The organism is Hymenobacter sp. HSC-4F20 (assembly GCF_019599275.1).
Taxonomy (GTDB): domain Bacteria; phylum Bacteroidota; class Bacteroidia; order Cytophagales; family Hymenobacteraceae; genus Hymenobacter.
Window position 1 is genome coordinate 990,344 of record NZ_JAHZTD010000001.1, and the last position, 22,041, is coordinate 1,012,384.

Sequence of the window (22,041 nt, forward strand, 5' to 3'; positions counted from 1 at the left end):
CTCCCATGAAGAAGACTCTGTTGACTCTCCTGGCTGCGGCCGCTCTTCACACGGCCTCGGCCCAGAACTCAGCCGTCACGAATGCTATTCTGTTCCAAAAGCAAGGTACGCTGGACAAGGCCCGGACGGAAATCGATAAAGCTATTACCAACGAAAAAACCCAGGGTAAAGCCAAGACGTGGTATACCCGAGGAGAAATCTACGAGGGCATCGTAGCCAGCCCGATCTATGGCAAGACGATGCCCGCTACGGAAGCAACTAAAACGGCATTTGAATCTTACTCGAAAGCGGTGAGCTTGGAAGGCAAAGACAGCGAGTATGGGAAAATGGCTTCCCAGAAACTGGACGGCTTGTACGGGCTGGCCCTGAACTCGGGTGTTGAAAGCTATAACAGTAAGGATTTTGCCAAAGCCATTGATTCGTACCGCATGGCTCAGCAGATCCGCCCCCAGGATTCGACAGCGTATCTCTACGCGGCGTACGCGGCGGAAGCCAACCAGGATTTCGGCGGCGCGAAGGAAATGTACGGCAAGCTCCAGGGGATTGGCTATAAGTCGCCCCAGATGTACGGCCGCCTGTTGCAGATTGCCCGCCAAGAAAAAGATGATGCCGCTGCCCGCAAGGTAGTGCAGGATGCGCTGGTAGCATATCCCAACAACAAGGGCTTTATGCTGGAAGATCTGAATATGGAGCTGAGCGCTGGCCGGGGCAAAGAGGCCATCAGCAAAATCGAAAAGGCCATCGCCGCAGATCCTACCAACTCTAACCTGTATGCGGTTCTGGGTTCTATTTATGACCAGGATAAGCAGCCGGCCAAAGCGCTGGAGGCCTATAAGAAAGCTGTTGAAGTAGATCCCAATAACTTCGATGCTAACTTTAACCTGGGTGTATACAACTACAACAAGGCAGCTGATCTGTACACGCGGGCCAGCAAAATGAGCTTAGCGGAGTATCAGAAGTCGGGTAAGAAGTACGAGGCCGATGGCAAGAAGTATTTCCAAGAGTCGTTGCCGTACTTTGAGAAAGCGTTGCAGGCACAACCTGATGATCGGGCAACCATTTCGTCGTTGCAAAAGGCTTATCTGCGGGTAGGTCGCACGGCTGACTCTGAGCGTATGTCGGCTAAGCTCGATGGGCTAAAGAAGTAACCATTGCCTTCTTTCCGCTACCTAGGGGAGAGATGAACTGCGTAGCCCAGACTATATAGAAGTCTGGGCTACTCTTTTAAAAGTTTACTTAACATAATATAAATTATAAGACAAAGTACGTACTGCTCTTTTAGAGTTCGAGAGACTCTGTTTATAGGTATGTTCCTCCTTTGTCTTCCTCTGGTCAGGTGGCTACGTGCTGGTACGCCTGGTTGCGGGTATGTTGGCTGCTGAACGCAAGCTGAAAGATGTGCAGCAAAAACAGGCGCTTGGTGTAGTCGCGCACATCGTAGCCATACAGCGCTGCCACGTCGGACAGGAACTTGAGCTTGAGGCCCAGCAGCCGAGAATCGGTCAGGCCCAGCAAGAAGCCCCCGGTCCCGGTTACTTTAGTGTTCACCACTAGGTTCGGATTTGCTTGCCACCCACCATGTTGTGGCTGCTTGGCTGTTACGCCTTGTAGTATCTGTTGCTCTATGCTTCTTATTGTTCTGAACGAGTCCATTCGTTGTCAAAGTATCACAAGCTTGAGTACGTACTAAGCTGACTTCTATACTGCGCTTTTGTTGACTTTGGTGCTTCTCTGGTATATGCTGAGTGGATCTTACCCAACCGTGATATGTACTTCTTGTTGCTCTTCCTCACTCCTATTGATGTTGGATAGATATAATACATCCGGCATGTGGAGGAAGTATTATATTAAGTAAATAAAAGTATAAAAAAGCATCATAATTACTAATTTTAACTTTATACTACTATTTTATACTTATACTAACTTTTATTGGTATTCCCTTGTATCTTTACTACCGCTTCTTTTTTGAACTTCATACTGTTTTCTTTTTTATGCCTAAGACTATTGACTACCCAAGAACCAGCTATGCCAGTGCCTGGGAGGTGGCAGAAATAGTAGATGACACCGGTGGTAAATGTGCTATCGAAACAGCAGCGCGTAAACTTAACCGGAAGGTCAGCGGCTCTTTCAAAGCTATCATTGGCTCGGCTGTAAAGTTTGGCTTGCTTACCAGCAAACGAGAACTGCTCACCACTACCAACTTATTTCGCAGGATAAAACACGCGTATGATAAGCAGGAGGAGAAAATCTATCATCGGGAAGCCTTTCTACACCCTCCCTTATTTACCCAGATATGTCGCAAGTTTCGGAACCGTGAGCTTCCCGTACATATGTTTGATGTAATGCTCATCCGCGAATTTGGGGTAGAAGAGATAAACGCTCAGGGCGTAGCAAAAGCATTTGTGGATGGAGCACGTATGGCCGGCGTATTGGATGAGCGGAACGTTATAGCTGATATAGACCAATTAGCCACGCAAACTCCCCGCCGGGAATTGGCTAGCTCCGAAATGCCCCTAAACATGTTTCGGGCTGCTGCTGTTGATCCTGGACAACCTATAGGTGTAGCCGGGACTACTGCTTCCACGGCTCCCCCACCTGCTTCTCTCCAACAACAAAGTAGTATATCTTCCCTGCCCGGCTATATACCAACTCCCGGCCGCGTTGCCGATACTGTATCTACTTTGTTTGGGCTTGATGCAGCGGAGCCGGATGACTTCACCGCCCCAGACAGCACCTTATCCTCCCCCGCTGGCGCCGGGCCCGAAGCAGTGTTTGTACCCAGCACCACCGCCAGTACTGCTCCCATACCCGCGGTAACGGAATCATTGGCTACAGGTACTGTGGCTCCTGTAGCGGCAGCTCCTGTAACTCCAGCTTCTTTGGAAACCACGGCATACACCATTCATATCAGCGGACCTGGGATGGACACACAACTCTCTATTCATGACTTAGACGACTTAGAGATTGTAAGCGCACTTCTCGATAAAATACGTCGTCGATTAAGTCGCTAGGCACTTCTACCCTCTCCCGGACACTTGCTCCGTCTCTAACAACACGACCAGGTTCGCTAGAGGAGGAGCAAGTGTTCATTTATACATTATGTTAAATAGAGTATGGCCTTACCTGGCTGGCTTCCTGCGAGAAAGCTCCAGAAGTACCGAACCTATCAAATAGGATCTAGTCGGGATACGTACCAGTACCCGGACTCTCGATTTCGCCCGAGGTAAAAGGTGTCCAGCACCGTCAGCCGGACATGACCGGCCCACCCAGCCGGCAGACGCTCTCCCGTGGGCGAAGCGCTGAATACCCCTACCGGCGTGGAGAGTTTGGTTAATTCCTTGGTTGTGGGATGCCAGACGGGTATGGCTCGGCCAGCGGCCCATATCTGTTTTACGTGCAGGGTATCTAAACTCCGCCAGGTAGTAATGGCTGCCAACGCGGGTAGCTGCCGCGTATCGCGCATCCGACGAAGCCCGGGGGTGTCTTTACGGGCCTCCCAGGCCGGATAAGCAGGCATAAGCACGGCGACAACAGCCGCCACTCCCACCACCGTCGCCCGCGCGACCCCCACTACCCGGGCATGGCGCACTCCCTGCCAGCCCACCCACAGACCAAGACCGGTAAAGAGGGCGCTACCGCACAGAAAACGGGGAGACCACCAGCCAAAGCCCGGCAAATGCGTTAGGATCATCGCTACGGGCACCCCCAGAAACAGCAGCAGCAGCAGGCCGGCCCAGCCCCGCACTACCCACCGGTCGGGGCCGGAGAAAGCAGAGGTTTCGTTCCGCATGGTTTCCCAGTACCGCAGCAGCCCGGCAACCAGCAATGCCAAGGGAGGCATAAGAGGCAGCATGTAGCGCTCTTTTTTTTCAGGCACCAGGCTCAGCAACACCAGTCCAGCCACCACCCACCCCAACGCCACGGCATAGGGTATAAACCGCCCGGCCCGGACTCGGGCATACGGCCACACCAAACTAGCCAAAGCCACCAGGGCCCACAGGCCGGTAAAAGCAAAAAACGACCAGTAATACCACGGGGCCTGCACGTGCCGGTCGCCCCAGGAGGAAATCTCGGTGCGGGCTACCCGCAGGGCGGCGGGAGCTACGTGTAGGCCGATATACGCCGGCCAACTGGCTCCAACCCCCACCCCCAGTACGGCCGCGGCCAGGGTCCCCCACCGCTGCCGCCTCACCTGCCGGCGGTGCTGCGGCTGCCGGATCAGGTAGGCCAGCAGGAAAGGCAGCAGCAGCGCGTACACGGCCACGGGCCCCTTGCTGAGCATGGATAGCCCGGCCAGGATACCGGCTCCCAGGAAAGGCAGCCAGGCCTTCCCCGACTGCCCCCAGCCCCGGACTAACAGCCACAGGCTACCGACCATCATACTATTGGCAAAGATATCCCACTGCCCCTCCCGGCCGCTGGTAAGCACCAGCAGGCAGCTAGCCAGTACCAGAGCACTCCACCAGGCCGTTCGCCCAGGCTGGGACTGTTCGCCCGGAGCGTTGCGGGTAAGTTCCCGGGCCAGCCCCCAGAAGAAGAGCACCAGCAGGGTAGCGGCTAGCGCCGCCGGCAGGCGTAGCAGCCCCAGGTCTTCGGTAGGACCGGTAAGTTTCTGCAGGGCCGCGACAGCCCAGGTGGGCAGCGGAGGTTTGGCCAGCCGCAACTCCCCGTTCATGGTCGGAATCAGCCACGAGCCCCCGGCTACCATTTCCCGGGCCGCTACAAAGTTACGCGACTCCATCAGGCTCACGTCAGGAGCACCACTGTGGACAAAGAAATTTACCCCGCATACCACCAACACTGCTACCACTCGTCCCCATCGGGAGCTACTATTCCGTAAGCTGCGCATAGGCTAGATAGAAGTTCAGCACATTGTGGGAGCCACCGGCTCCAGTTAAGTCGAACACTGGAACCTCTGGTTTACCGCTTTCGACGTAGCGTAGCCTGTAGTTGCCGCACGTTATCTACTTCGTAGGCGTCGGGGGCCACGGCCACTACCCGCGTTACGGCCCGGGCCGAACGGCCGCCAAATACCACTACCGCCCGGCCTAACCCGTGGAGGAGAGCAGTCCGCGCCGGGGTAACGTCGTCTTTGTGGAGCACAGCGGCCTGTACGGCGGGCAGTTGCTGCAACTGGGCCAAGCCGCTCTCAAAGGTATCCGTAAACTCCAGCCCCAGGGGCACGGCGGGTAACAGCTCGCGCAAATACAGCAGAGTAGCCGGCCGGTTCGTCAGGATCAGGACCCGCTCGGCCGGCACGTGGTACTGGGTGAGCAGCAACGTCAAGTGGCGCGCCAGGGCCCGGCTACGCGCGGTTTCGCCCCCGGAACAGGCATCCTCCTCGTGCAAATCCAGATGCAGGTAGGGAAAGGAGGGGCCCTGGGGTAGCACGGCCAGCAGAGTTTCCAGGGTCGCAATGCGTTCGTGCTGCAACCAGTCGTAGGGCCAGCCGGTCCGGTAGCGCAGGCCAACCAGCCGGGCGGCGGGGGTCTGGCTTACGCAGCCCGCCCCGTTGGTCATGGAATTGAGGGTATGGTCGTGGTAGAGCACCGGGATACTATCCTGACTCAGGCGCACATCGACCTCCACTCCATCGGCGCCCCGGCGCAGGGCCCGGTTGATGCTGCGCAGACTGCTGGGCGGCAACCCATTAAACAGGTGCAGGAAGCCCGAGCCCGCGTGCCCAATCACCAGCGGCCGGCGCTGCTGGTGATTGGGCACGCGGGGAGCGGGCTCATCAACGGCGGCGCCGGCGGCGGAGCCCAGCAGCAGAACTGCTGCTACCGCCGCCAACGGCCGCAGCCACGCAGGGAAAAAGATGTTCATGGTTGGGCAAGTAGGCGGGGGCAGTAATTCCCGGCAACACGTCGGGGCACCGCCCTATACGTAGCATAACCGTAGATGGGCAATTCCGGTTACATTTGCGCCCCGCCCTCCGGGCAGCGGACTCTCCCCTTACCTTCTCCCTGCACCTCACGCATGGCTTCCATTCTGGTTACTGGCTGCGCGGGCTTTATTGGCTCGCACCTCGCCGAGCGGCTGCTCCACGACGGGCACCGCGTGGTTGGCCTGGATAATTTCGACCCCTTTTATCCGCGGGCCCGCAAGCAGGAAAATCTGCGGGCCTGCCTGCAGCACCCCCGCTTTACCTTTCACGAAGCCGACCTGCGCCAGGGCCTTGATGCGCTGGTGGACGCCCTGCCCGCCGACCCCATCGAGGTAGTGGTGCACCTGGCCGCTAAGGCCGGGGTAGGCCCCTCGGTCCGGGAGCCCGTTGCCTACCTCGAAAACAATGTCATCGGCACCACGCATCTGCTGGAATGGATGCGCCACCGCGAGATTACAAAGCTGTTTTTCGCCTCCTCGTCGTCGGTGTACGGCAACACGCCGGAGCGGCCGTTTCGGGAGGACATGCCCCTGTTAGCCGCCTGCATTTCGCCTTACGCCGCCTCCAAACTCAGCGGGGAGCAACTGACCTACACCTACCATCACCTCTACGGCCTGGACGTGCTCAATGCCCGGTTTTTTACGGTGTACGGTCCGCGCCAGCGCCCCGATCTGGCCATTCACAAATTTGTGCGCCTGCTGCGCGACGGGCAGCCCATTCCCGTATTCGGCGACGGCACCACGGCCCGCGACTATACCTTTGTGCTGGATACAGTAGATGGCATTGCCCGGGGCGTAGACTACTTGTTGCGGCAAGAAAACGTCTACGACACTCTTAATCTGGGCAACAACCGGCCCGTACCCCTGCTTGAGCTTATCGACGCGGTGGGCCGGGCCGTTGGCCAGACCCCGGCCTTGTCCTTCCAGCCCATGCAGGCCGGCGACGTAGATATTACCTACGCCGACATCAGCAAGGCGCAACGGCTGCTGGGCTACGCGCCCCAAACTACCCTGGCCCAGGGCCTGCAGGAATTTGTCCACTGGCTAGACCAGACCAGGAGCTGACCGGCTAGTTATCTACCCCCAATTGCAGGCCCGTCAGATACGTATCTGGCGGGCCTGCAATGGAAGTTCCGCAAGCTCTTCCCCCCGTAGGGCGCAAGGCTACACGCGTGGGGCGCGGAACACCCCGCGCGCCTCTTCCCGGCGCAGTAGCACGATGTTGCGAGCATATACGACCGTGCCGAAGAGGTTGCCAAGGAGCAGGACCACGTCCTGGCGCAATAGGGCGTACACTAGAATCAGCACGGAACCCAGGAAGCTGATCACCCAGAAGCTCAGGGGCAACGACGATTCGCCCTTGCGCTCGGAGTAAAGCCACTGGTACACGAAGCGCAGCAAGAAGATGGCCTGCCCTACGGCCCCCAGCAGCAGTACTCCCCGCGGAATGCGGCTGCCCAGCATGGCCCGCAGGCTGAAGTGCTGATTGCCGGCCACAAACCAGCCCAGCATGGCCACCGGAAACACGTAGGCCCCCGCCCGAAACCAGGGGGTCAGCTTATTCCACTCGCCCAGCAACTGCAGGTTACGAATGTAGATAGCGTAGCTAATGAGCTGAGCGGCCAGAATCACCGGGTCGTGGCGCAGAATGCCGTAGACAATCATCAGAAACGAGGACACCAGGCTGATCTGCCAGAACAAGGCCGGCACCAGCACCCGCTTGGCCCGCTCGCTCTGTATCCACTGCAGCACAATCCGGCTCGAAAACAAGAGCTGCGACACCAGCCCAATGCCCAAGGCAATAGTTTGCGTGGTCATCACCGAGGCCCCAGATTAATTGCCCCGGACAGGAGTGCTACCCTCGGCCTGGGCCACCGGCTGGCGATGATGCTCGCCAATGTCGTAGTTTTTCCAGCGCGAGCGAATCCAGCGGAAGCCGAAGGTGTCTACCAGGGGCTTCCAGGCCCGGTTCCAGAGGTTGTACTTGGCCGTACCGGCGAAGCGCGGGAAGTGGCGCACGGGCAACTGCTTGACCTGCCCACCCTGCAGCTGCACCAGGGCCCCCAGGAAGCGGTGCATGCCGTGGAACAGGGGAATACGACGGGCGTACTCAATTTTAATGATTTTCAGCGGGCACCCCGTATCCTGAATACCATCGTTGATAAGGGTGCGCCGCACCCCGTTGGCTATTTTAGAGGAAAGCTTCTTCACGAAGGTATCCTGGCGCTTGGCCCGGATACCGTTGACCATGTCGTACTCGGGGAAAAAGGGAAAGAACTCCAGAAAGTCCAGCGGAGTCGTTTGAATATCGGAGTCGATGTAGCCGATCAGGGTTGTGCGGGTATGGTCAATACCGGCTTTGATGGCCGTGCTCAGTCCGCGGTTCTGGCTAAGGCTGATAAACTCATAGGCCGCATGCTGCCGGCACACGTCGCGCAGAATAGCCAGCGAACCATCGGTAGACCCATCATTAACGAACAGGACGGTAGTAGCCACCGGCGTGACGGCCAAAAACTTGTTCATCTCCACCACAAACTGCCCCAGGCTTTCTTCTTCGTTATAGACGGGCACGAGCACCGTCAGGCTTTGCTGGGCTAAATAGGAGGCATTGTCGGGCATACGCAGATACGGAGAGGGCTGAGGGAAAAGGGCTGCAAGGTACGCAGGATTCTGCGTGTGCCCTGTCCTACGTAAAAGCGCCCCGCCGGGGTCGGCGGGGCGCTTTTTTAATTCAGACCGAGCGGCGTAAGGGACACGGCGGGCCAGCGGGTAAAGGCTTGCCAGTGCCGCCGCCAGGCGCGGTACTCGCCCAGCACGCAAATCCCTTTATCGCCTTTACAGTAGTACTACAGTAGAGCAGTAGTACTCCAGAGGCCTTCTGCAAAAAAGGAGTGGGTACATTCTCGCTTCGCAGCAGGCCTCTGGCAGGCGAAGGACGACGGGTGGGCCGGCCAGCAGCTACAACTCACCTACCCCTTTTCTTATTCCCAACCCAAATCAGATTACTCTTCCCGCCGCACGCCCCCGGCAATAACGGTGTGGCGCTGGCGCAGCACCTGCACCACGTCGTCTAGTGAAAGCCCCGAGGCGGTGAGCAGCACCAGCAAATGATAGAGCAGGTCGGCGGCCTCGCCGCTCAGGCCTTCCCGGTTGCCGGCCACGGCATCAATTACCGTCTCGACGGCCTCCTCTCCTACTTTCTGGGCAATCTTGGGCATTCCTTTCCGAAACAACGACGCCGTGTAGGATTTGGGGTCTTCCTCGGGGTAGCGCTGCCGCCGCTGCACCAGCCGCTCCAGTTCGGCAATAAAGCTCACGGCCGGGGCCGGGTACGCCGTTTGGTCTGCCTGCTCAAAGCAGCTGGTGGTGCCGCGGTGGCAGGTGGGCCCGTCGGGAATAGCCCGGATGAGCAGCGCGTCCTGGTCACAGTCGGGATGCTGGCTGACTACGGTGAGGTAGTGGCCCGAGGTTTCCCCCTTGGTCCAGAGGCGCTGCTTAGAACGGGAGTAGAACGTCACGCGGCCGGTTTGGTGGGTGACGCGCTGGGCCTCCTCGTTCTGGTAGCCCAGCATCAGGACCTGGCCCGTATGAGCATCCTGCACGATAACCGGAATCAGCCCGTCGGGCATTTTAGCAAAGTCCATCAGTAGTGGTGAGGTAGAAGAGTAGAAATGGGGGTAGCAAGCCAGTAGCCACTAGGTATGCCGCCGAAAGCAAGGAAACAGGCCCACCCGCTAGGAGTCCCTACCCTATGCCGGCGGCTCCACGCTTACAACCGCACGGGAATGCCGTCGAGACGCAGATGTTCCTTCAGCTCCCGGATACCAATTTCGCCGAAGTGAAAAATGCTGGCGGCCAGCCCAGCATCGGCGTGGGCCTGCTGAAAGACGTGGGTGAAATCCTGCTTGGAACCTGCTCCCCCCGAGGCCACTACCGGCACCGACACGGCCCGGCTAACGGCCCCGGTAATATCCAGGGCAAAGCCATCCTTGGTGCCATCGTTGCTCATGGAGGTCAGCAGGATTTCGCCGGCGCCCCGCTCCGCCGCCTCCCGGCACCACTGCACCGCGTCGCGGCCGGTGTTGTGGGTGCCGGCCCGGGTATAGATCTGCCAGCCGCCAGCCTCGTGGAAGCGGGCATCGGCGGCCACCACGATGCACTGGGACCCGAAGCGGGCGGCCAGTTCGTCAATCAGCTCGGGCCGGGCCAGGGCGGCAGAGTTGATGCTGACTTTATCGGCTCCGTTCAGCAGCAAGGCTTCTACGTCGGAAACCGTCCCGATACCGCCGCCGACGGTGAAGGGGATGTCCAGCTCCCGGGCCACGTCGCGCACCAGCGCTACTAGGGTAGCGCGCTTCTGGTTGGTGGCCGTAATATCGAGAAAGACCAGCTCGTCGGCGCCTTCACGGGCGTAGCGGGAGGCCAGGGCAACGGGGTCACCCGCGTCGCGCAGCCCCTCAAAGCGGACGCCCTTCACGGTGCGGCCATCCTTTACGTCGAGGCAGGGAATAATTCGTTTGGTTAGCATGAGGGTGGGTAGTGCTTACAACCAGGGCTGCAGCTGCGTCAGGGTTATCGTGCCTTCGTAAATAGCCTTGCCAATGATGGCGCCGTGCATTCCGACCTCGGCCAGGGCTTCCACATCCGCAATCGTCGTGACGCCCCCGCTGGCCACCAGCTGGGCCGCGGGCAGTTGCTGGCGCAACTCCTGGTAGGTAGCCAGCGCCGGTCCCTGCAGCTTGCCATCCTTGCTGACGTCGGTGCAGATAAAGGTCGTGGCTCCGGCCGTCAGGTAGTCGCTCACAAACTCCCGCAGGGTCCGCTCGCTCTGCTCGGCCCAGGCGTTAATGGAAATGGTGTTGTCGCGGAAATCAGCCCCCACGATAATGCGCTCGGCCCCGAAGGTGCGGAGCCACCCTCCTACTGTTTCAGGCTCCCGCACGGCAATGCTACCCGCCGTAATCTGGCGGGCCCCGGCGTCGAAGGCCTGCCGAACCGCTTCTTCACTTTGCAGCCCGCCGCCAAAGTCAATCACTAAACTCGTGTGCCGGGCAATGCGCTCCAGCACGGGCAGGTTAACCGGCCGCTTGGCCCGGGCCCCATCCAGGTCTACCAGATGCAGGCGCCGGACGCCGTGCTGCTCGAAGCGTTGGGCCACGGCCAGCGGGTCGGAGTCGTAGGTAGTCTGCTGAGAGAAGTCGCCCTCCGTGAGGCGCACGCACTGGCCATTGATCAGGTCAATAGCGGGAATGATTTCCATGGGGTTTATCAGAAGAGGTAGTAAGGCAGACAGCAGCGGAGAAGGTAGCCGCGGGGGTGTGCACACCCCCGCGGCTACCTTCTCCGCTGCTTACAGCTGCAGAAAGTTTTCCAGGATGCGCGTACCAACGGGGCCGCTCTTTTCGGTATGGAACTGCACGGCATAAAAGTTCTTATGCTGCACGGCCGCACTAAAGGGCGCAGGGTAAGCCGCCTCCGCAATGGTATACTCTCCTACCGGAGCGTAGTAACTGTGCACGAAGTACACATAGTCTTGCTGCTGCAGCCCGGCGAAGAGCGGAGAGCGAAGCGCCTGCAGCGTATTCCAACCCATGTGGGGCACTTTATACTCGGCAGCGGCCGGGAACCGAATCACGTTAAAAGGCAAAATTCCGAGCAGGTCCGTACCGCCGCCTTCCTCGCTGTGCTGGCCCAGCAACTGCATGCCCAGGCAGATGCCTAGGAAGGGCTGGGTCAGGGTCGGCAGCAACTCATCAAGGCCTTGCGCCCGCAGCTCCCGCATGGCCGAAGCGGCCTCGCCTTCACCGGGGAACAGCACCTTGTCCGCCCGCCGGATAACTTCCGGCTCGGAGGTCAGGGTAGCCTGCACCCCCAGGCGCTCCAGGGCAAATAGCACGGACTGCACGTTGCCGCCCTTATAATCAACTACTGCTATTTCCATTTGTATATACCAATGAGAAAACCGGAAAAGTTATTTGCTTAACCATATGTTCAAACACTGAATACCGCTTCGGGCTACCTCTCGCTTAGCGCTCGTATACGACAAGCCATCAGCTCTATCCATATGTTTAAACAAATGGGCAAGCTATAGAATACCCTTAGTGCTGGGTATTTCCATACGGCCGGCATCCCGCACTACCGCCATCTTGATAGACTTCGCCACGGCCTTGAAAATGGCTTCTATCTTATGGTGCTCATTCTGACCTTCGGCCTTAATGTTAAGGTTGCACCGGGCAGCATCGGAGAAGCTTTTAAAGAAATGGTAAAACATTTCGGTTGGCATATCCCCGATTTTCTCCCGCTTAAACTCGGCGTCCCACACCAGCCACGGCCGGCCCGAAAAGTCGATGGCAGCCTGGGCCAACACGTCGTCCATGGGCAGCAGGAAGCCGTAACGAGCCACGCCTCGCTTGTCGCCCAGAGCCTGGGTGAAGGCTTCGCCTAAAGCAATGGCCGTGTCTTCGATGGTGTGATGTTCGTCAATGTGCAGGTCGCCCTGTACCGAAATTTTCATATCCACGCCGGAGTGCTTACTGAGCTGATCCAGCATATGGTCGAAGAAGCCCAGGCCCGTATGCATCTGTGGGCGCCCGTTGCCGTCGAGGTTTACCTCAATGCGTATTTTAGTTTCATTCGTGTCGCGTTGTACTACGGCAGTGCGGGCGGGTAGCCGTAGAAACTGGTATATTTTTTCCCAGTTCGTAGTTGTCAGCGCGGCGCGGTCGTCGGCCTCCCCTTCCGGGCGGATCAGGATAGACTGACACCCCAGGTTCTGGGCCAGCTCCACGTCGGTTAGCCGGTCGCCAATGACAAAGGAGCCGGCCAGGTCGTAGCCGCTGCCTTCCCCTACGTACTGCTGCAGCATCCCGATGCCGGGCTTGCGAGTAGGAAGGTTTTCGTGGGGAAAGCTCCGGTCAATGTGCTCCCGCGCAAACTCCACTCCTTCCGAGCGCAGAATGTCGAGCATCAGGGTATGGGCCGGCCAGAAGGTATCCTCCGGGAAGCTCTCGGTGCCGAGGCCATCCTGGTTGCTGACCAGCACCAACTCGTACTCCAGCTCGCGGGCAATGCGGGCAAGCCCCGTGATGGAGCCGGGCACAAACTGAAACTTCTCGCGGCTCAGCGAGTCAACCTGAAAATCCGTTGGCGGCTCAACGAGGATGGTGCCGTCGCGGTCAATGAAGAGAACTTTTTTCATGGGTAGATCTGACGCGGAGAGTTCCCCACGCCTGCATGGTCAATAATAGAAGCCGCACGCGCGGCCGTAATACGCGCTAAACTCGGCGCTACCCCTGGAACTCGCGCAAGGCTTCGAGTAGCTGCTCGTTTTCCGCAGGCGAGCCCACGGTAAGCCGGAGCGTGCCGGCGCAACCAGGCTGGGTGGTGCGGTTGCGCACAATAATGCCGCGGCGCACCAGGAAATCATACACGGCGGTGGCATCGGGGCGGAAGCGCACGAGCAGAAAGTTGGCATCCGATGGAAACACCGTTTCTACACTGGGCAGCGCCGGCAGGCGCTCGGCCAGCCAGGTGCGCCCCTGCAACAACTCCTGAATCATGGCCTCGAAACGGGACGCATCGCGCAGGGCCTGCAGAGCATGCTGCTGGGTAGCTTCCGACACGTTATAGGGCGGCTTGATTTTGTTGAGGTAGCCAATGAGCGCCGGACTTGCGAAGGCCATGCCCAGGCGCAGGCCCGCCAGCCCCCAGGCCTTGGAGAAAGTTTGCAGCACGACCAGGTTCGGAAACTCCGCCAGCCGGGTGGTCCAGCTTGGGGCAGCGGCAAAGTCAGCGTAGGCTTCGTCCACTACAACCAGGCCCCGAAAGCCGCGCAGAATCTGCTCGATGGCTTCGGCGTGGAGCAGGTTACCGGTCGGGTTGTTGGGAGAGCACAGAAAGACCAGCTTGGCCTCGGAAGCCACTACCCCCGCTACGGTTTCGGGCGCTACCTGAAAGTCGGCGGTAAGCGGCAGGCGCTCAATGCGCACATCGTTGAGGTGGGCGGCTACCTCGTACATGCCGTAGGTTGGTGGCAAAATCAGAATGCTGTCCTGCCCCGGCGTACAGGTCAGCCGCACCAGCAGGTCGATGGCTTCGTCGGAGCCGTTGCCCAGGAAAATCTGTTCGGGCTGCACCCCTTTCAGCGGGGCCAGCCCGGCTTTCACGGCGCGCTGCACGGGGTCGGGGTAGCGGTTGAACCGCTCCGGTCCGGCGCTGCCCAGGCTGTTCTCGTTGGCATCGAGCATAACATGAGCCTCCCCCTGAAACTCGTCACGCGCGGAAGAGTAGGGTTTCATGGCCCGGATATTGGGCCGCACCAAGCTGTCTAAATCAAACATGAATCACGAATGGTTAGGAGGGCGCGCCGGAGCGCGCGTTCTGTTTTATTGGCCAGTCAACGACTCCAGCCGCAGCGTGATGGCGCGGGCGTGGGCCCGGAGCCCTTCCGCCTCGGCCATACGCTCTACTACCGGGCCTACCTGGCGCAACCCTTCCGGAGAAAGGCGCTGAAACGTGATTTTCTTCAGGAAGGAATCCAGCGACACGCCACTGTAGTTGCGGGCGTACCCGTTGGTCGGCAGCGTGTGGTTAGTGCCCGAGGCATAGTCGCCGGCGGCCTCCGGCGTGAGGTGGCCCAGAAACACCGAGCCCGCACTGGTCACTCCCTCGGCCAATTGCTCCGGGTTCTGCACCGCCAGAATCAGGTGCTCGGGGGCATACTGATTCGAGAAATACAGCATTTCCTCCGGAGTGCGCAGCAGAATAGCCCGGCTTTCGGCCAGAGCCTGGGCGGCTACCTCGGCCCGGGGCAGCTCCACCAGCTGGCGGGCCACTTCGGCCTGGGTGGCCGCCAGCATCTGCGGCGAATCCGACAACAGAATCACCTGCGAATCCGGGCCGTGCTCGGCCTGGCTCAACAAATCGGCGGCCACGAAAGCCGGGTTGGCCGAGGCGTCCGCAATAACGAGTACCTCGGAGGGGCCGGCCGGCATATCAATGGCTACCCCGTAGCGGGTGGCCAACTGCTTGGCGGCCGTCACGTAGCGGTTGCCGGGCCCGAAAATCTTGTCGACGGCGGGCACCGCGGCGGTACCGCCCGTCAGGGCAGCTACGGCCTGGGCCCCACCGGCTTTCACAATGGTAGGAATGCCCAGCAAGTGGGCCGTGAATAAAATCACCGGATTCACGGAGCCGTCGCGCTGGGGCGGAGTGCACAGCACTACCTCCGGGCAGGCCGCCAACCGGGCCGGAACCCCCAGCATGAGGAGCGTGCTGAACAGCGGCGCCGTGCCGCCCGGAATGTAGAGGCCCACCCGCTGCACGGGCACCGCCCGGCGCCAGCACTGCACGCCCGGCATGGTTTCTACCTGCTCGGGCTGAGGAACCTGCGCCTCGTGAAACCGCAGAATGTTGGCATGGGCCTGACGGATAGCGGCCTGCAGCTCGGCGGGCACCTGAGCGGCCGCGGCCGATAGCTCCTCCAGCGTTACGCGCAGGCCACCCGATACATCGGCCCCATCAAACTGCCGGGCGTAGTCGATAAGAGCCGCGTCGCCGCGCTGGCGCACATCGTCGAAAATCTGCTGTACCCGCTGGTCGATGTCCTGAGCCTGCTGGGCCGCCGCCCGCTGCTGCAGCGCGGGCCATTCGCTCTGAACGGGGTAGTGAAAGAGTTGCATAGAAGAAAAGCTGAAGGGGTGATAAGCGGCTGGTGTTCTTCGGGGCGAGGGCCGGCTGGTGCGTTGCTACTCCTTATATATATAGAGTGCAGACCTACGGCCTTGCCCGGTAGCTTATCAGGCAATCATTTTCTCGATGGGCAACACCAGAATGCCTTCGGCGCCGACGGCTTTCAGCTGACCGGTGATATCCCAGAAATCGTCCTCATTCACTACCGACTGTACCGATACCCAGCCTTCCTCGGCCAGGGCCGTTACCGTCGGCGACTTAATCCCCGGCAGCAGGGCTTTCACGGCGTCGAGGGCCGCCACGGGGGCATTGAGCACGATGTATTTGTTGCGGCGGGCACGGCGCACGGCCTGCATCCGAAACTGCAGCTGCTCGAGCAACGCCGTTTTCTCGGAGCTCAGGTGTTGGGTGGCGATGAGCACGGCCTCGGAACGAAACACGGTTTCCACCTCCCGCAGACCATTGCCCAGCAAAGTTGAGCCGCTGCTGACAATATCACAGATGGCTTCGGCCAGGCCAATACTGGGCGCAATTTCCACCGAGCCGCTAATGGTATGCAGGTGGGCCGAAACGCCGCGCTCCTGCAGGTAGCTACCCAGAATCTGGGGGTAGGAAGTCGCAATGCTCTTGCCCTGCAGGTCGGCCACCGAATCGTACGCGGCGGCGCGGGGAACGGCCAGGCTCAGGCGGCACTTGCTGAAGCCGAGCCCTTCAATTTCAAGCTGGGGCAGGCCCGCTTCCACCAGCACGTTCTGGCCCACAATACCCAGATCGGCCACGCCATCCTGCACGTAGCCGGGAATGTCGTCGTCGCGGAGGTAAAGGATTTCGAGGGGGAAATTGGTGGCTTCGGTCTTGAGCTTGTAGGAAGAGCTAAGGAAGCTGATACCGCACTCCCGAATCAGGTTCAGGGAGTCTTCGCTAAGGCGGCCCGATTTCTGGATGGCCAGACGGAGCATATCTTCGGTGGTAAGAATGAGGAATCAGGAAGCAAGACCGGCCACGGGCCACGATCTTCATCGAAATTCGAAATGTATTCAGGGGAAAACCGTGCGACCCGGGGCGTTGGGACAGGGCAACATGCTGCCGGGGCCACCTGTTTGCGGGGGCCGGGGAACCTCAGTGCGGTTCGCCCAACGGGGTCAATATGATGCGTATATTCCTCTAGAAAGAGGAATGATGCCCGTGATGATGGTGCTGCTGCGACGCGCTCGGCCCGGCCAGGCGGCCCAGAATGCGGGCGGCCACGGAATGGCGGGGGCTTAGAAATAGCGCGGAGAAAGACATACGGGGCTGATAGTAGCGGGGCAAATGTACGGGCCAACGGGTAGGATGAAAACTTTTCAGCAAAAATTTTACGTGAAAGCCGGACCTTTGCGTTTTACGTCCCCCTGCAACCTGATTTCTGGCATCATTGTTTCAGGCGAAATTCCCTGAACTCTCGTGCCCCCTCGGGTCTTGCTTCTACCCCCTATTGCTCTTGCGTATGTACAGTGTCCGGCTTTCGGCTCTTCGTCTGGGATTAGGAATCAGCTTACTGTGCGCTACCACCCTAGTGCGGGCCCAGTCTACTACTACCCCTCCCTCATCGGCTACCCCCGAAACGCCTGCCCAACCTGCTGCTCCTGTTTCGGCGCCCGCGCCGGCAGCCCCGGCCAGCGGAACCCCGGCCGTGCAATTGCCCCTGCCCCAGGCCAGCCCCCACGCCATCGTCAGCCAAACCTTTGGCCTGACGGAAGTAACCGTAGACTACCATGCGCCGGCCGTTCGGGGCCGGGCCGTGTGGGGGGGCCTCGTGCCCTATGACCAAATCTGGCGGGCGGGTGCCAACGAAAACACGCTCATCACTTTCTCGACTCCGGTGTTGCTGCGGGGGCAACTGGTGCCGGCCGGCAAGTACTCCTTTTACGTGATGCCGCACCAGGATCGGGACTGGGAGTTGGTACTCAACCGCGTTACCACGCACTGGGGCGCCGAGGGCTACGATCAGCGCGACGACGTGATTCGGGTGCCGACGATGCCGGAAACGGCCGCTTTCCACGAAAACCTACTGTACTGGTTTTCCGACATCAAGCCCACAGGCGCCCACCTCAACCTCACCTGGGAAAAGCGCACCCTGACCCTGCCCATCGAAACGGAGGTCCACAAGCAGGTGCTTAGCGGCATCGAGCAGGTGCTGCAACAGAAGCCCGGCGACTGGCAGCTACTGGCCCAGGCCGCCGACTACCTGGTGCAGAACAACATTGAGGCCGAGCGTGCCCTCTCCTACATCAACGAGTCGTTGCGGCTGCAGGATGCGGCTTCCAACAATTGGATTAAGGCCCGGCTGCTGGCCCAGCAGCAAGATTTCGGGACGGCCATTGTGTACGCCCGCAAGGCTATCAAGCTTGGAGACAAGGAAGACAGTACTTTCAAGAATCAGCTACCCAGCATGCGTATTGCCCTCACGGAATGGCAGGCCAAAGCGTATTAACGGCCCGTTAGCAGAAAGAGCAATTCAAGAAGTGCCCGGGCGGCTGGCGCCCGGCAGCTTTCCTGCTGCCTCTCCTGCTGCTCCCACTACCCCGGCCCCGCAGCCATGGGCCTGCTACACGCTCTGCTGCTCGCCGGCGGCACCGTGCTGCGGGCCTACTACCTGGCGCCCGCCGAAATTCTGCTACCTCTGCTGGTAGAGGGAGCTATTGCCCTGCTCTCTCAGGCCCGTAGCCCGGCGCCAGCTGCCGTCCGGCGCTGCTGATTTGCGGGCCCACTATCGGGCTACCGCTCTTCGGCGGCAGTTACGATGCCGAGGGGCAGGGCGTTATCCATGCTTTCCTGTTCCTGAGCCTGCTCCCGGCCTACGGCTTGCTCGTGCTGAAAGGAAGCCAGCAGAAATCCGGGGCCGTAACTCCGTCACTTCGTTGCCTGCCTGGTTTTTCCTCTACTGCGGCTGTTGCACGTGCTCCTGTTCGAGGGACTTGGGCTCTGGCCTCACGCAGGAGTACCGGTGCGGCGGCTGACGGAGCCGCTTCAGAACCGAGCAATGACCCGCAGGTTCACGAGGCGGCGGGACAGGAAGTTGGGCACGGCGTAGGTGCGGCCATTCAGATCCTGGAGGTAGTTGTAGCCGGCCAGATTGTCGGCGGCGAGGATGTTGAGGATTTCCAGGCTGGCCCAGAGCGTTTTGAGCTGCACGGCCCGGCCGCTGGCTTCCTCCACCGCCGTGCGCAGGGTAAGCACCTTGGTGAAGCCCAGATCCACCCGTTTGTAGGAGCGCGTCAGCTTACTGGTGCCGCGCAGCTCCGGCTCGGCCGGCGGGCTGAACGGCAGCCCCGTACCGAACACCAGATTCACGTAGCCTTTCACCGAGGGGTTGCCCGGCAGGTTGTCTTGCAGGAACACGCCTAGGTTCAGGCGCTGATCGGAGGGGCGGCGGATATAGCCCTTGGGGTCGCGGCCGACTAGCTTTCCTTCCTCGTAGCGGGAAATGGAGTCGTCGGCAAGGTTTTCGCGGGTAGTTAGCACGCCCAAGCTAAACCACGACTCCGTACCTGGAATAAACTCCCCGCTCACCCGGGTGTCGAGGCCGGCGGCGTAGGCCCGGGCATTGTTGCGGGCGTAGTAGCGCAGGCGCACATTGTCGATGTCGTAGGGCACCACGTCGGTCAGGTACTTGTAGTAGGCCTCCCCGGTAAAGCGGAACGGCCGGCCCCACTTGGTAAAGCGCAGCTCATTGCCCACAATAACGTGCAGGGAGCGTTGGGCCCGCAAGTCCAGGTTAAGCTCGCCCTGCTGGGCTTGGGGCGCGCCGGACTGGTAGCGCAGTTCCCGGTAGAACGGGGGCTGGTAGTACACCCCGGCCGCCGCTTTCCACGACACCCGCGGGTTGCGGGCACTGGTGAAGGCGTATTGCACCCGGGGACTGAACGTGAGCTGCTGGTTTACGGTCCAGTGATTAAGCCGGAGCCCGTAGGTTAGGGTTTTCAGCGAATCGAACTGGTAGGTATGCTGCAGGTAGCCCTGGGTGCGGGTGCTGGCCAGGCCCAGGCTCGAAACCAGGCGCGTCCGGCGGGCTTCAGGCACGTAATCCGCCGAGTCGGTGAAGCTGTACTCGTTTAGCTCGTCCTGAATTCTTTCCCGACCCACTTTCAGCCCCCAGCGCACGGCGCTTCGCTCACCGGGCGTCCAGGTACCGCGGGTTTCCAGGGTGGCAATGCGGGCCGTGAGCGTATTGCGGGAGTGGTCGAAGCGGGAGCCCAGGCCCCGGCGGTTGCGGTCCAGGCCAAAATCCGGAGAATCCGGGTCGCGGTTGATTTCGGCAATGTCGTAGGCGGCTTCTACGTCGCGGTACTCAAACTCGCGGGAGTACAGCAGGCCGCCCAGCAGCTCCACCTGCAGATTGCGCCGCAGCTCGTGGCGCAGGCTAAGCCCACCCTGGTAGGTATCGTACTGCATCCGCTCCCGGCCGCCATAGCCGATGTAAAGGCGGGAAAGCTGGCCGGCGGCCGTACTGAAGGTACTTTCCCCGCTCTCGGGGTTGAAGCGAAAATCGTTGTGGGCCACCGTGTTGAAAATACCCAGTGACGTGCGCTCCACGTTGTCTTTCGGGCCCAGCGCGACGGTAATCAGGCTTTGCCCGTCGTAGAAGGTGGGGGTGTAGCGCCCCTGCTGCTGCTGCAGGGAGTTAAAGACGTAGGTGGCGTTTTTGTAGCGTACTCCGGCTAGGTAGCTTACGCGCCGGGAGGGCGAGGCAGCCTCCACATGGGCCGTACCCCCTACCAGGCTGGCCGTAGCCGAGGCCCCGAAGGCGGTCGGCCGCTTGTACTCCACGTTGAGCACCGAGGAAAGCTTGTCGCCGAACTTAGGCTGCCAGCCTCCGGTCGAAAACTCCACCCGGTTTACGAGGTCCGGGTTGATAAAGCTGAGGCCTTCCTGGGCGGCGGCCGTAACCAAAAACGGGCGGTACACCTCAAACCCGTTCACGTACACCAGGTTTTCCTCGTAGTTGCCGCCCCGCACGGAGTACGTACTGGTCAGCTCGTTGGTGCTGGCAACCCCGGGCAGCGTTTTGAGCACGGCACTGAAGTCGCCGAAGGGCGAGGGAATTTCCTTGGCCGTGCGCGGCTCCAGTTGGAGCAGACTAACCTGCTCCCGGGTATCGGCTACGTCGGTGCGGCCGCGCACGGTTACGTTGCCTAGGCTGCGGGCATCTTCGGCCAGCGTGAGGGTGAGTTCGCGCGGCTCCGACGAGCTCAGGGGGATGCGCTGGGTTTGATAGCCCAGGCGGCGCAGCACCAGCACCGGCGCTTTCCCACTCACGGGGCGCCCCACGCTCAGGGTAAAACGACCCCGCTCGTCGGTAGTGGTGCCGCCGGGCGCGCCCTCCACTCCCACTGCCACCTGCTCCAGCGGCTGGCCCGCCGCATCGCGCACGGTGCCGGAAACTACCACGCGGGCCGCAGGCTGTTGGGCCAGCGCAACTGGCAGGGGGCCCGCCGTCAGGGCCAGGGTGACTCCCACGGGCAACGGGCGCAGCAGCCAGGCTAGCCACAGGCCCGAATAAGAGCGGAAACGGTTCAACATCCGCGGTGCGCTTACTTATCCTCTTCCTCACCAGCGGCCACGGCAGCTAACTGCTGGCGCATCAAGGCCAGAGTAGCCACCGGGTCGGGTGAATTAAACACGAACGAGCCAGCCACCAGCACATCTGCCCCGGCTTCCACCAGCGCGCCAGCGTTGTCGAGGCTAACGCCGCCGTCCACTTCAATCAGGGCCGATGACCCGCTGTCTACCAGCAGCTCTTTCAGGGCCGCTACCTTACGCAGGGTGTTTGGAATAAAGGTTTGCCCCCCGAAGCCCGGATTCACGGACATTACACACACCAGATCCAGGTCGGCGGCAATGTCTTCCAGCACCCCCACCGGGGTGTGCGGATTCAGGGCGACCCCGGCCCGGCAGCCCAGCTGCTTAATCTGCTGCACCACCCGGTGCAGGTGCGGGCACGCCTCATAGTGGACCGTGATATTAGCCGCCCCAGCGTCGCGGAAGGCGCTGAGGTAGTGCTGGGGCTCTTCTATCATCAGGTGCACGTCAATGGGCTGCTGGGCGTGCCGGTGTACGGCCTGCAACACAGGGATACCAAAGGAAATATTGGGAACAAAGCGCCCGTCCATCACATCGAAGTGCAGCCAGTCGGCGGCCGAGCCAGCCAGGCGCTCCGTTTCGGATTGCAGATTGCCAAAGTCGGCGGCGAGAAGTGAAGGGGCCAGCAAGGGGGCCAGGCGACGGGTAAGGTTCATAGCGCGAAAGTAGCAGATTGCACGCAGGTGCGGATAGCGCAGGTACCGGATAAACTAGCGGGAAGCGGTGGCACAGGGGTTGCGGGTGAGGTAAAAGGCTTTGCTGAGGTTTTGCTGGCAAAGCCTGGGCCCCTTATACAACGAGGCGCCCGAACTGGTATTGTTCGGGCGCCTCGTTGTGGATAGC

General features: G+C 60.5%; 21 protein-coding genes. 5 read left to right on the top strand and 16 right to left on the bottom strand.

Annotation, left to right across the window (positions count from 1 at the left end; translation table 11 throughout):
• Positions 1-5 precede the first annotated feature (5 nt).
• Positions 6-1,148 carry a tetratricopeptide repeat protein gene (locus tag K3G63_RS04255; RefSeq protein WP_220612836.1) on the top strand — a complete coding sequence of 381 codons (1,143 nt, stop codon included), beginning with the start codon at positions 6-8 and terminating at the stop codon, positions 1,146-1,148.
• A 184-nt stretch (positions 1,149-1,332) separates the two neighbouring features.
• Here K3G63_RS04255 and K3G63_RS22715 read toward each other — a convergent pair whose 3' ends face one another.
• Positions 1,333-1,548, bottom strand: coding sequence for an EcsC family protein (locus tag K3G63_RS22715; protein ID WP_310794557.1), 216 nt, complete (start codon positions 1,546-1,548; stop codon positions 1,333-1,335).
• A gap of 392 nt (positions 1,549-1,940) precedes the next feature.
• Here K3G63_RS22715 and K3G63_RS04265 point away from each other — a divergent pair, with 392 nt between their 5' ends.
• Positions 1,941-3,011, top strand: a complete 1,071-nt coding sequence (locus K3G63_RS04265; protein WP_220612838.1) for a hypothetical protein — start codon at positions 1,941-1,943, stop codon at positions 3,009-3,011.
• Between the two features lie 155 nt (positions 3,012-3,166).
• Here the strand turns inward: K3G63_RS04265 and K3G63_RS04270 are convergent, their stop codons facing one another.
• Both K3G63_RS04270 and K3G63_RS04275 read right to left on the bottom strand, forming a co-directional pair.
• Positions 3,167-4,849, bottom strand: coding sequence for a glycosyltransferase family 39 protein (locus K3G63_RS04270; protein WP_220612839.1), 1,683 nt, complete (start codon positions 4,847-4,849; stop codon positions 3,167-3,169).
• A 71-nt stretch (positions 4,850-4,920) separates the two neighbouring features.
• Positions 4,921-5,826, bottom strand: coding sequence for a glycerophosphodiester phosphodiesterase family protein (locus tag K3G63_RS04275; RefSeq protein WP_220612840.1), 906 nt, complete (start codon positions 5,824-5,826; stop codon positions 4,921-4,923).
• Between the two features lie 153 nt (positions 5,827-5,979).
• On the opposite strand from K3G63_RS04275, the gene K3G63_RS04280 reads away from it, so the two are divergent.
• Entirely contained in the window at positions 5,980-6,951 is a 972-nt protein-coding gene (locus K3G63_RS04280; RefSeq protein ID WP_220612841.1) for a GDP-mannose 4,6-dehydratase, read from the top strand.
• A gap of 99 nt (positions 6,952-7,050) precedes the next feature.
• Here K3G63_RS04280 and K3G63_RS04285 read toward each other — a convergent pair whose 3' ends face one another.
• The 11 genes from K3G63_RS04285 to K3G63_RS22720 all read right to left on the bottom strand — a co-directional run bounded on the left by K3G63_RS04285 (position 7,051) and on the right by K3G63_RS22720 (position 16,863).
• Positions 7,051-7,704, bottom strand: a complete 654-nt coding sequence (locus K3G63_RS04285) for a lipid-A-disaccharide synthase N-terminal domain-containing protein (RefSeq protein WP_220612842.1) — start codon at positions 7,702-7,704, stop codon at positions 7,051-7,053.
• 15 nt (positions 7,705-7,719) lie between these two features.
• On the bottom strand, positions 7,720-8,505 hold the full coding sequence (locus tag K3G63_RS04290) for a glycosyltransferase family 2 protein (RefSeq protein WP_220612843.1): 786 nt from the start codon (positions 8,503-8,505) through the stop codon (positions 7,720-7,722).
• Between the two features lie 383 nt (positions 8,506-8,888).
• Positions 8,889-9,530 (bottom strand): bifunctional phosphoribosyl-AMP cyclohydrolase/phosphoribosyl-ATP diphosphatase HisIE, encoded by a 642-nt coding sequence (gene hisIE, locus K3G63_RS04295; RefSeq protein ID WP_220612844.1) that lies wholly within the window; start codon positions 9,528-9,530, stop codon positions 8,889-8,891.
• A gap of 125 nt (positions 9,531-9,655) precedes the next feature.
• Complete coding sequence (gene hisF / locus K3G63_RS04300) at positions 9,656-10,414, bottom strand: imidazole glycerol phosphate synthase subunit HisF (RefSeq protein ID WP_220612845.1); 759 nt, start codon at positions 10,412-10,414, stop codon at positions 9,656-9,658.
• Positions 10,415-10,429: 15 nt separating this feature from the next.
• A complete protein-coding gene (gene hisA / locus K3G63_RS04305; RefSeq protein ID WP_220612846.1) occupies positions 10,430-11,146 on the bottom strand; it encodes a 1-(5-phosphoribosyl)-5-[(5-phosphoribosylamino)methylideneamino]imidazole-4-carboxamide isomerase in 717 nt (238 codons plus the stop codon).
• Between the two features lie 90 nt (positions 11,147-11,236).
• Positions 11,237-11,827 carry an imidazole glycerol phosphate synthase subunit HisH gene (gene hisH / locus K3G63_RS04310; protein ID WP_220612847.1) on the bottom strand — a complete coding sequence of 197 codons (591 nt, stop codon included), beginning with the start codon at positions 11,825-11,827 and terminating at the stop codon, positions 11,237-11,239.
• 144 nt (positions 11,828-11,971) lie between these two features.
• Positions 11,972-13,084 (bottom strand): bifunctional histidinol-phosphatase/imidazoleglycerol-phosphate dehydratase HisB, encoded by a 1,113-nt coding sequence (gene hisB, locus K3G63_RS04315; RefSeq protein ID WP_220612848.1) that lies wholly within the window; start codon positions 13,082-13,084, stop codon positions 11,972-11,974.
• A gap of 88 nt (positions 13,085-13,172) precedes the next feature.
• A complete protein-coding gene (hisC, locus tag K3G63_RS04320) occupies positions 13,173-14,225 on the bottom strand; it encodes a histidinol-phosphate transaminase (RefSeq protein WP_220612849.1) in 1,053 nt (350 codons plus the stop codon).
• A gap of 45 nt (positions 14,226-14,270) precedes the next feature.
• Complete coding sequence (gene hisD / locus K3G63_RS04325) at positions 14,271-15,566, bottom strand: histidinol dehydrogenase (RefSeq protein WP_220612850.1); 1,296 nt, start codon at positions 15,564-15,566, stop codon at positions 14,271-14,273.
• Positions 15,567-15,683: 117 nt separating this feature from the next.
• Entirely contained in the window at positions 15,684-16,535 is an 852-nt protein-coding gene (gene hisG / locus K3G63_RS04330) for an ATP phosphoribosyltransferase (RefSeq protein ID WP_220612851.1), read from the bottom strand.
• Between the two features lie 205 nt (positions 16,536-16,740).
• Entirely contained in the window at positions 16,741-16,863 is a 123-nt protein-coding gene (locus K3G63_RS22720) for a hypothetical protein (RefSeq protein ID WP_259404256.1), read from the bottom strand.
• 199 nt (positions 16,864-17,062) lie between these two features.
• Between K3G63_RS22720 and K3G63_RS04335 the strand changes: the two genes are divergently transcribed.
• Together K3G63_RS04335 and K3G63_RS04340 are read left to right on the top strand one after the other, a co-directional pair.
• Positions 17,063-18,049, top strand: a complete 987-nt coding sequence (locus K3G63_RS04335) for a DUF2911 domain-containing protein (RefSeq protein ID WP_259404351.1) — start codon at positions 17,063-17,065, stop codon at positions 18,047-18,049.
• A gap of 105 nt (positions 18,050-18,154) precedes the next feature.
• Positions 18,155-18,313 (top strand): hypothetical protein, encoded by a 159-nt coding sequence (locus tag K3G63_RS04340; RefSeq protein ID WP_220612853.1) that lies wholly within the window; start codon positions 18,155-18,157, stop codon positions 18,311-18,313.
• A gap of 272 nt (positions 18,314-18,585) precedes the next feature.
• On the opposite strand, the gene K3G63_RS04345 is transcribed toward K3G63_RS04340, so the two are convergent.
• Positions 18,586-21,138 carry a carboxypeptidase-like regulatory domain-containing protein gene (locus K3G63_RS04345; RefSeq protein WP_220612854.1) on the bottom strand — a complete coding sequence of 851 codons (2,553 nt, stop codon included), beginning with the start codon at positions 21,136-21,138 and terminating at the stop codon, positions 18,586-18,588.
• 11 nt (positions 21,139-21,149) lie between these two features.
• Positions 21,150-21,854 carry a ribulose-phosphate 3-epimerase gene (rpe, locus tag K3G63_RS04350; RefSeq protein ID WP_259404257.1) on the bottom strand — a complete coding sequence of 235 codons (705 nt, stop codon included), beginning with the start codon at positions 21,852-21,854 and terminating at the stop codon, positions 21,150-21,152.
• Positions 21,855-22,041: the final 187 nt, after the last annotated feature.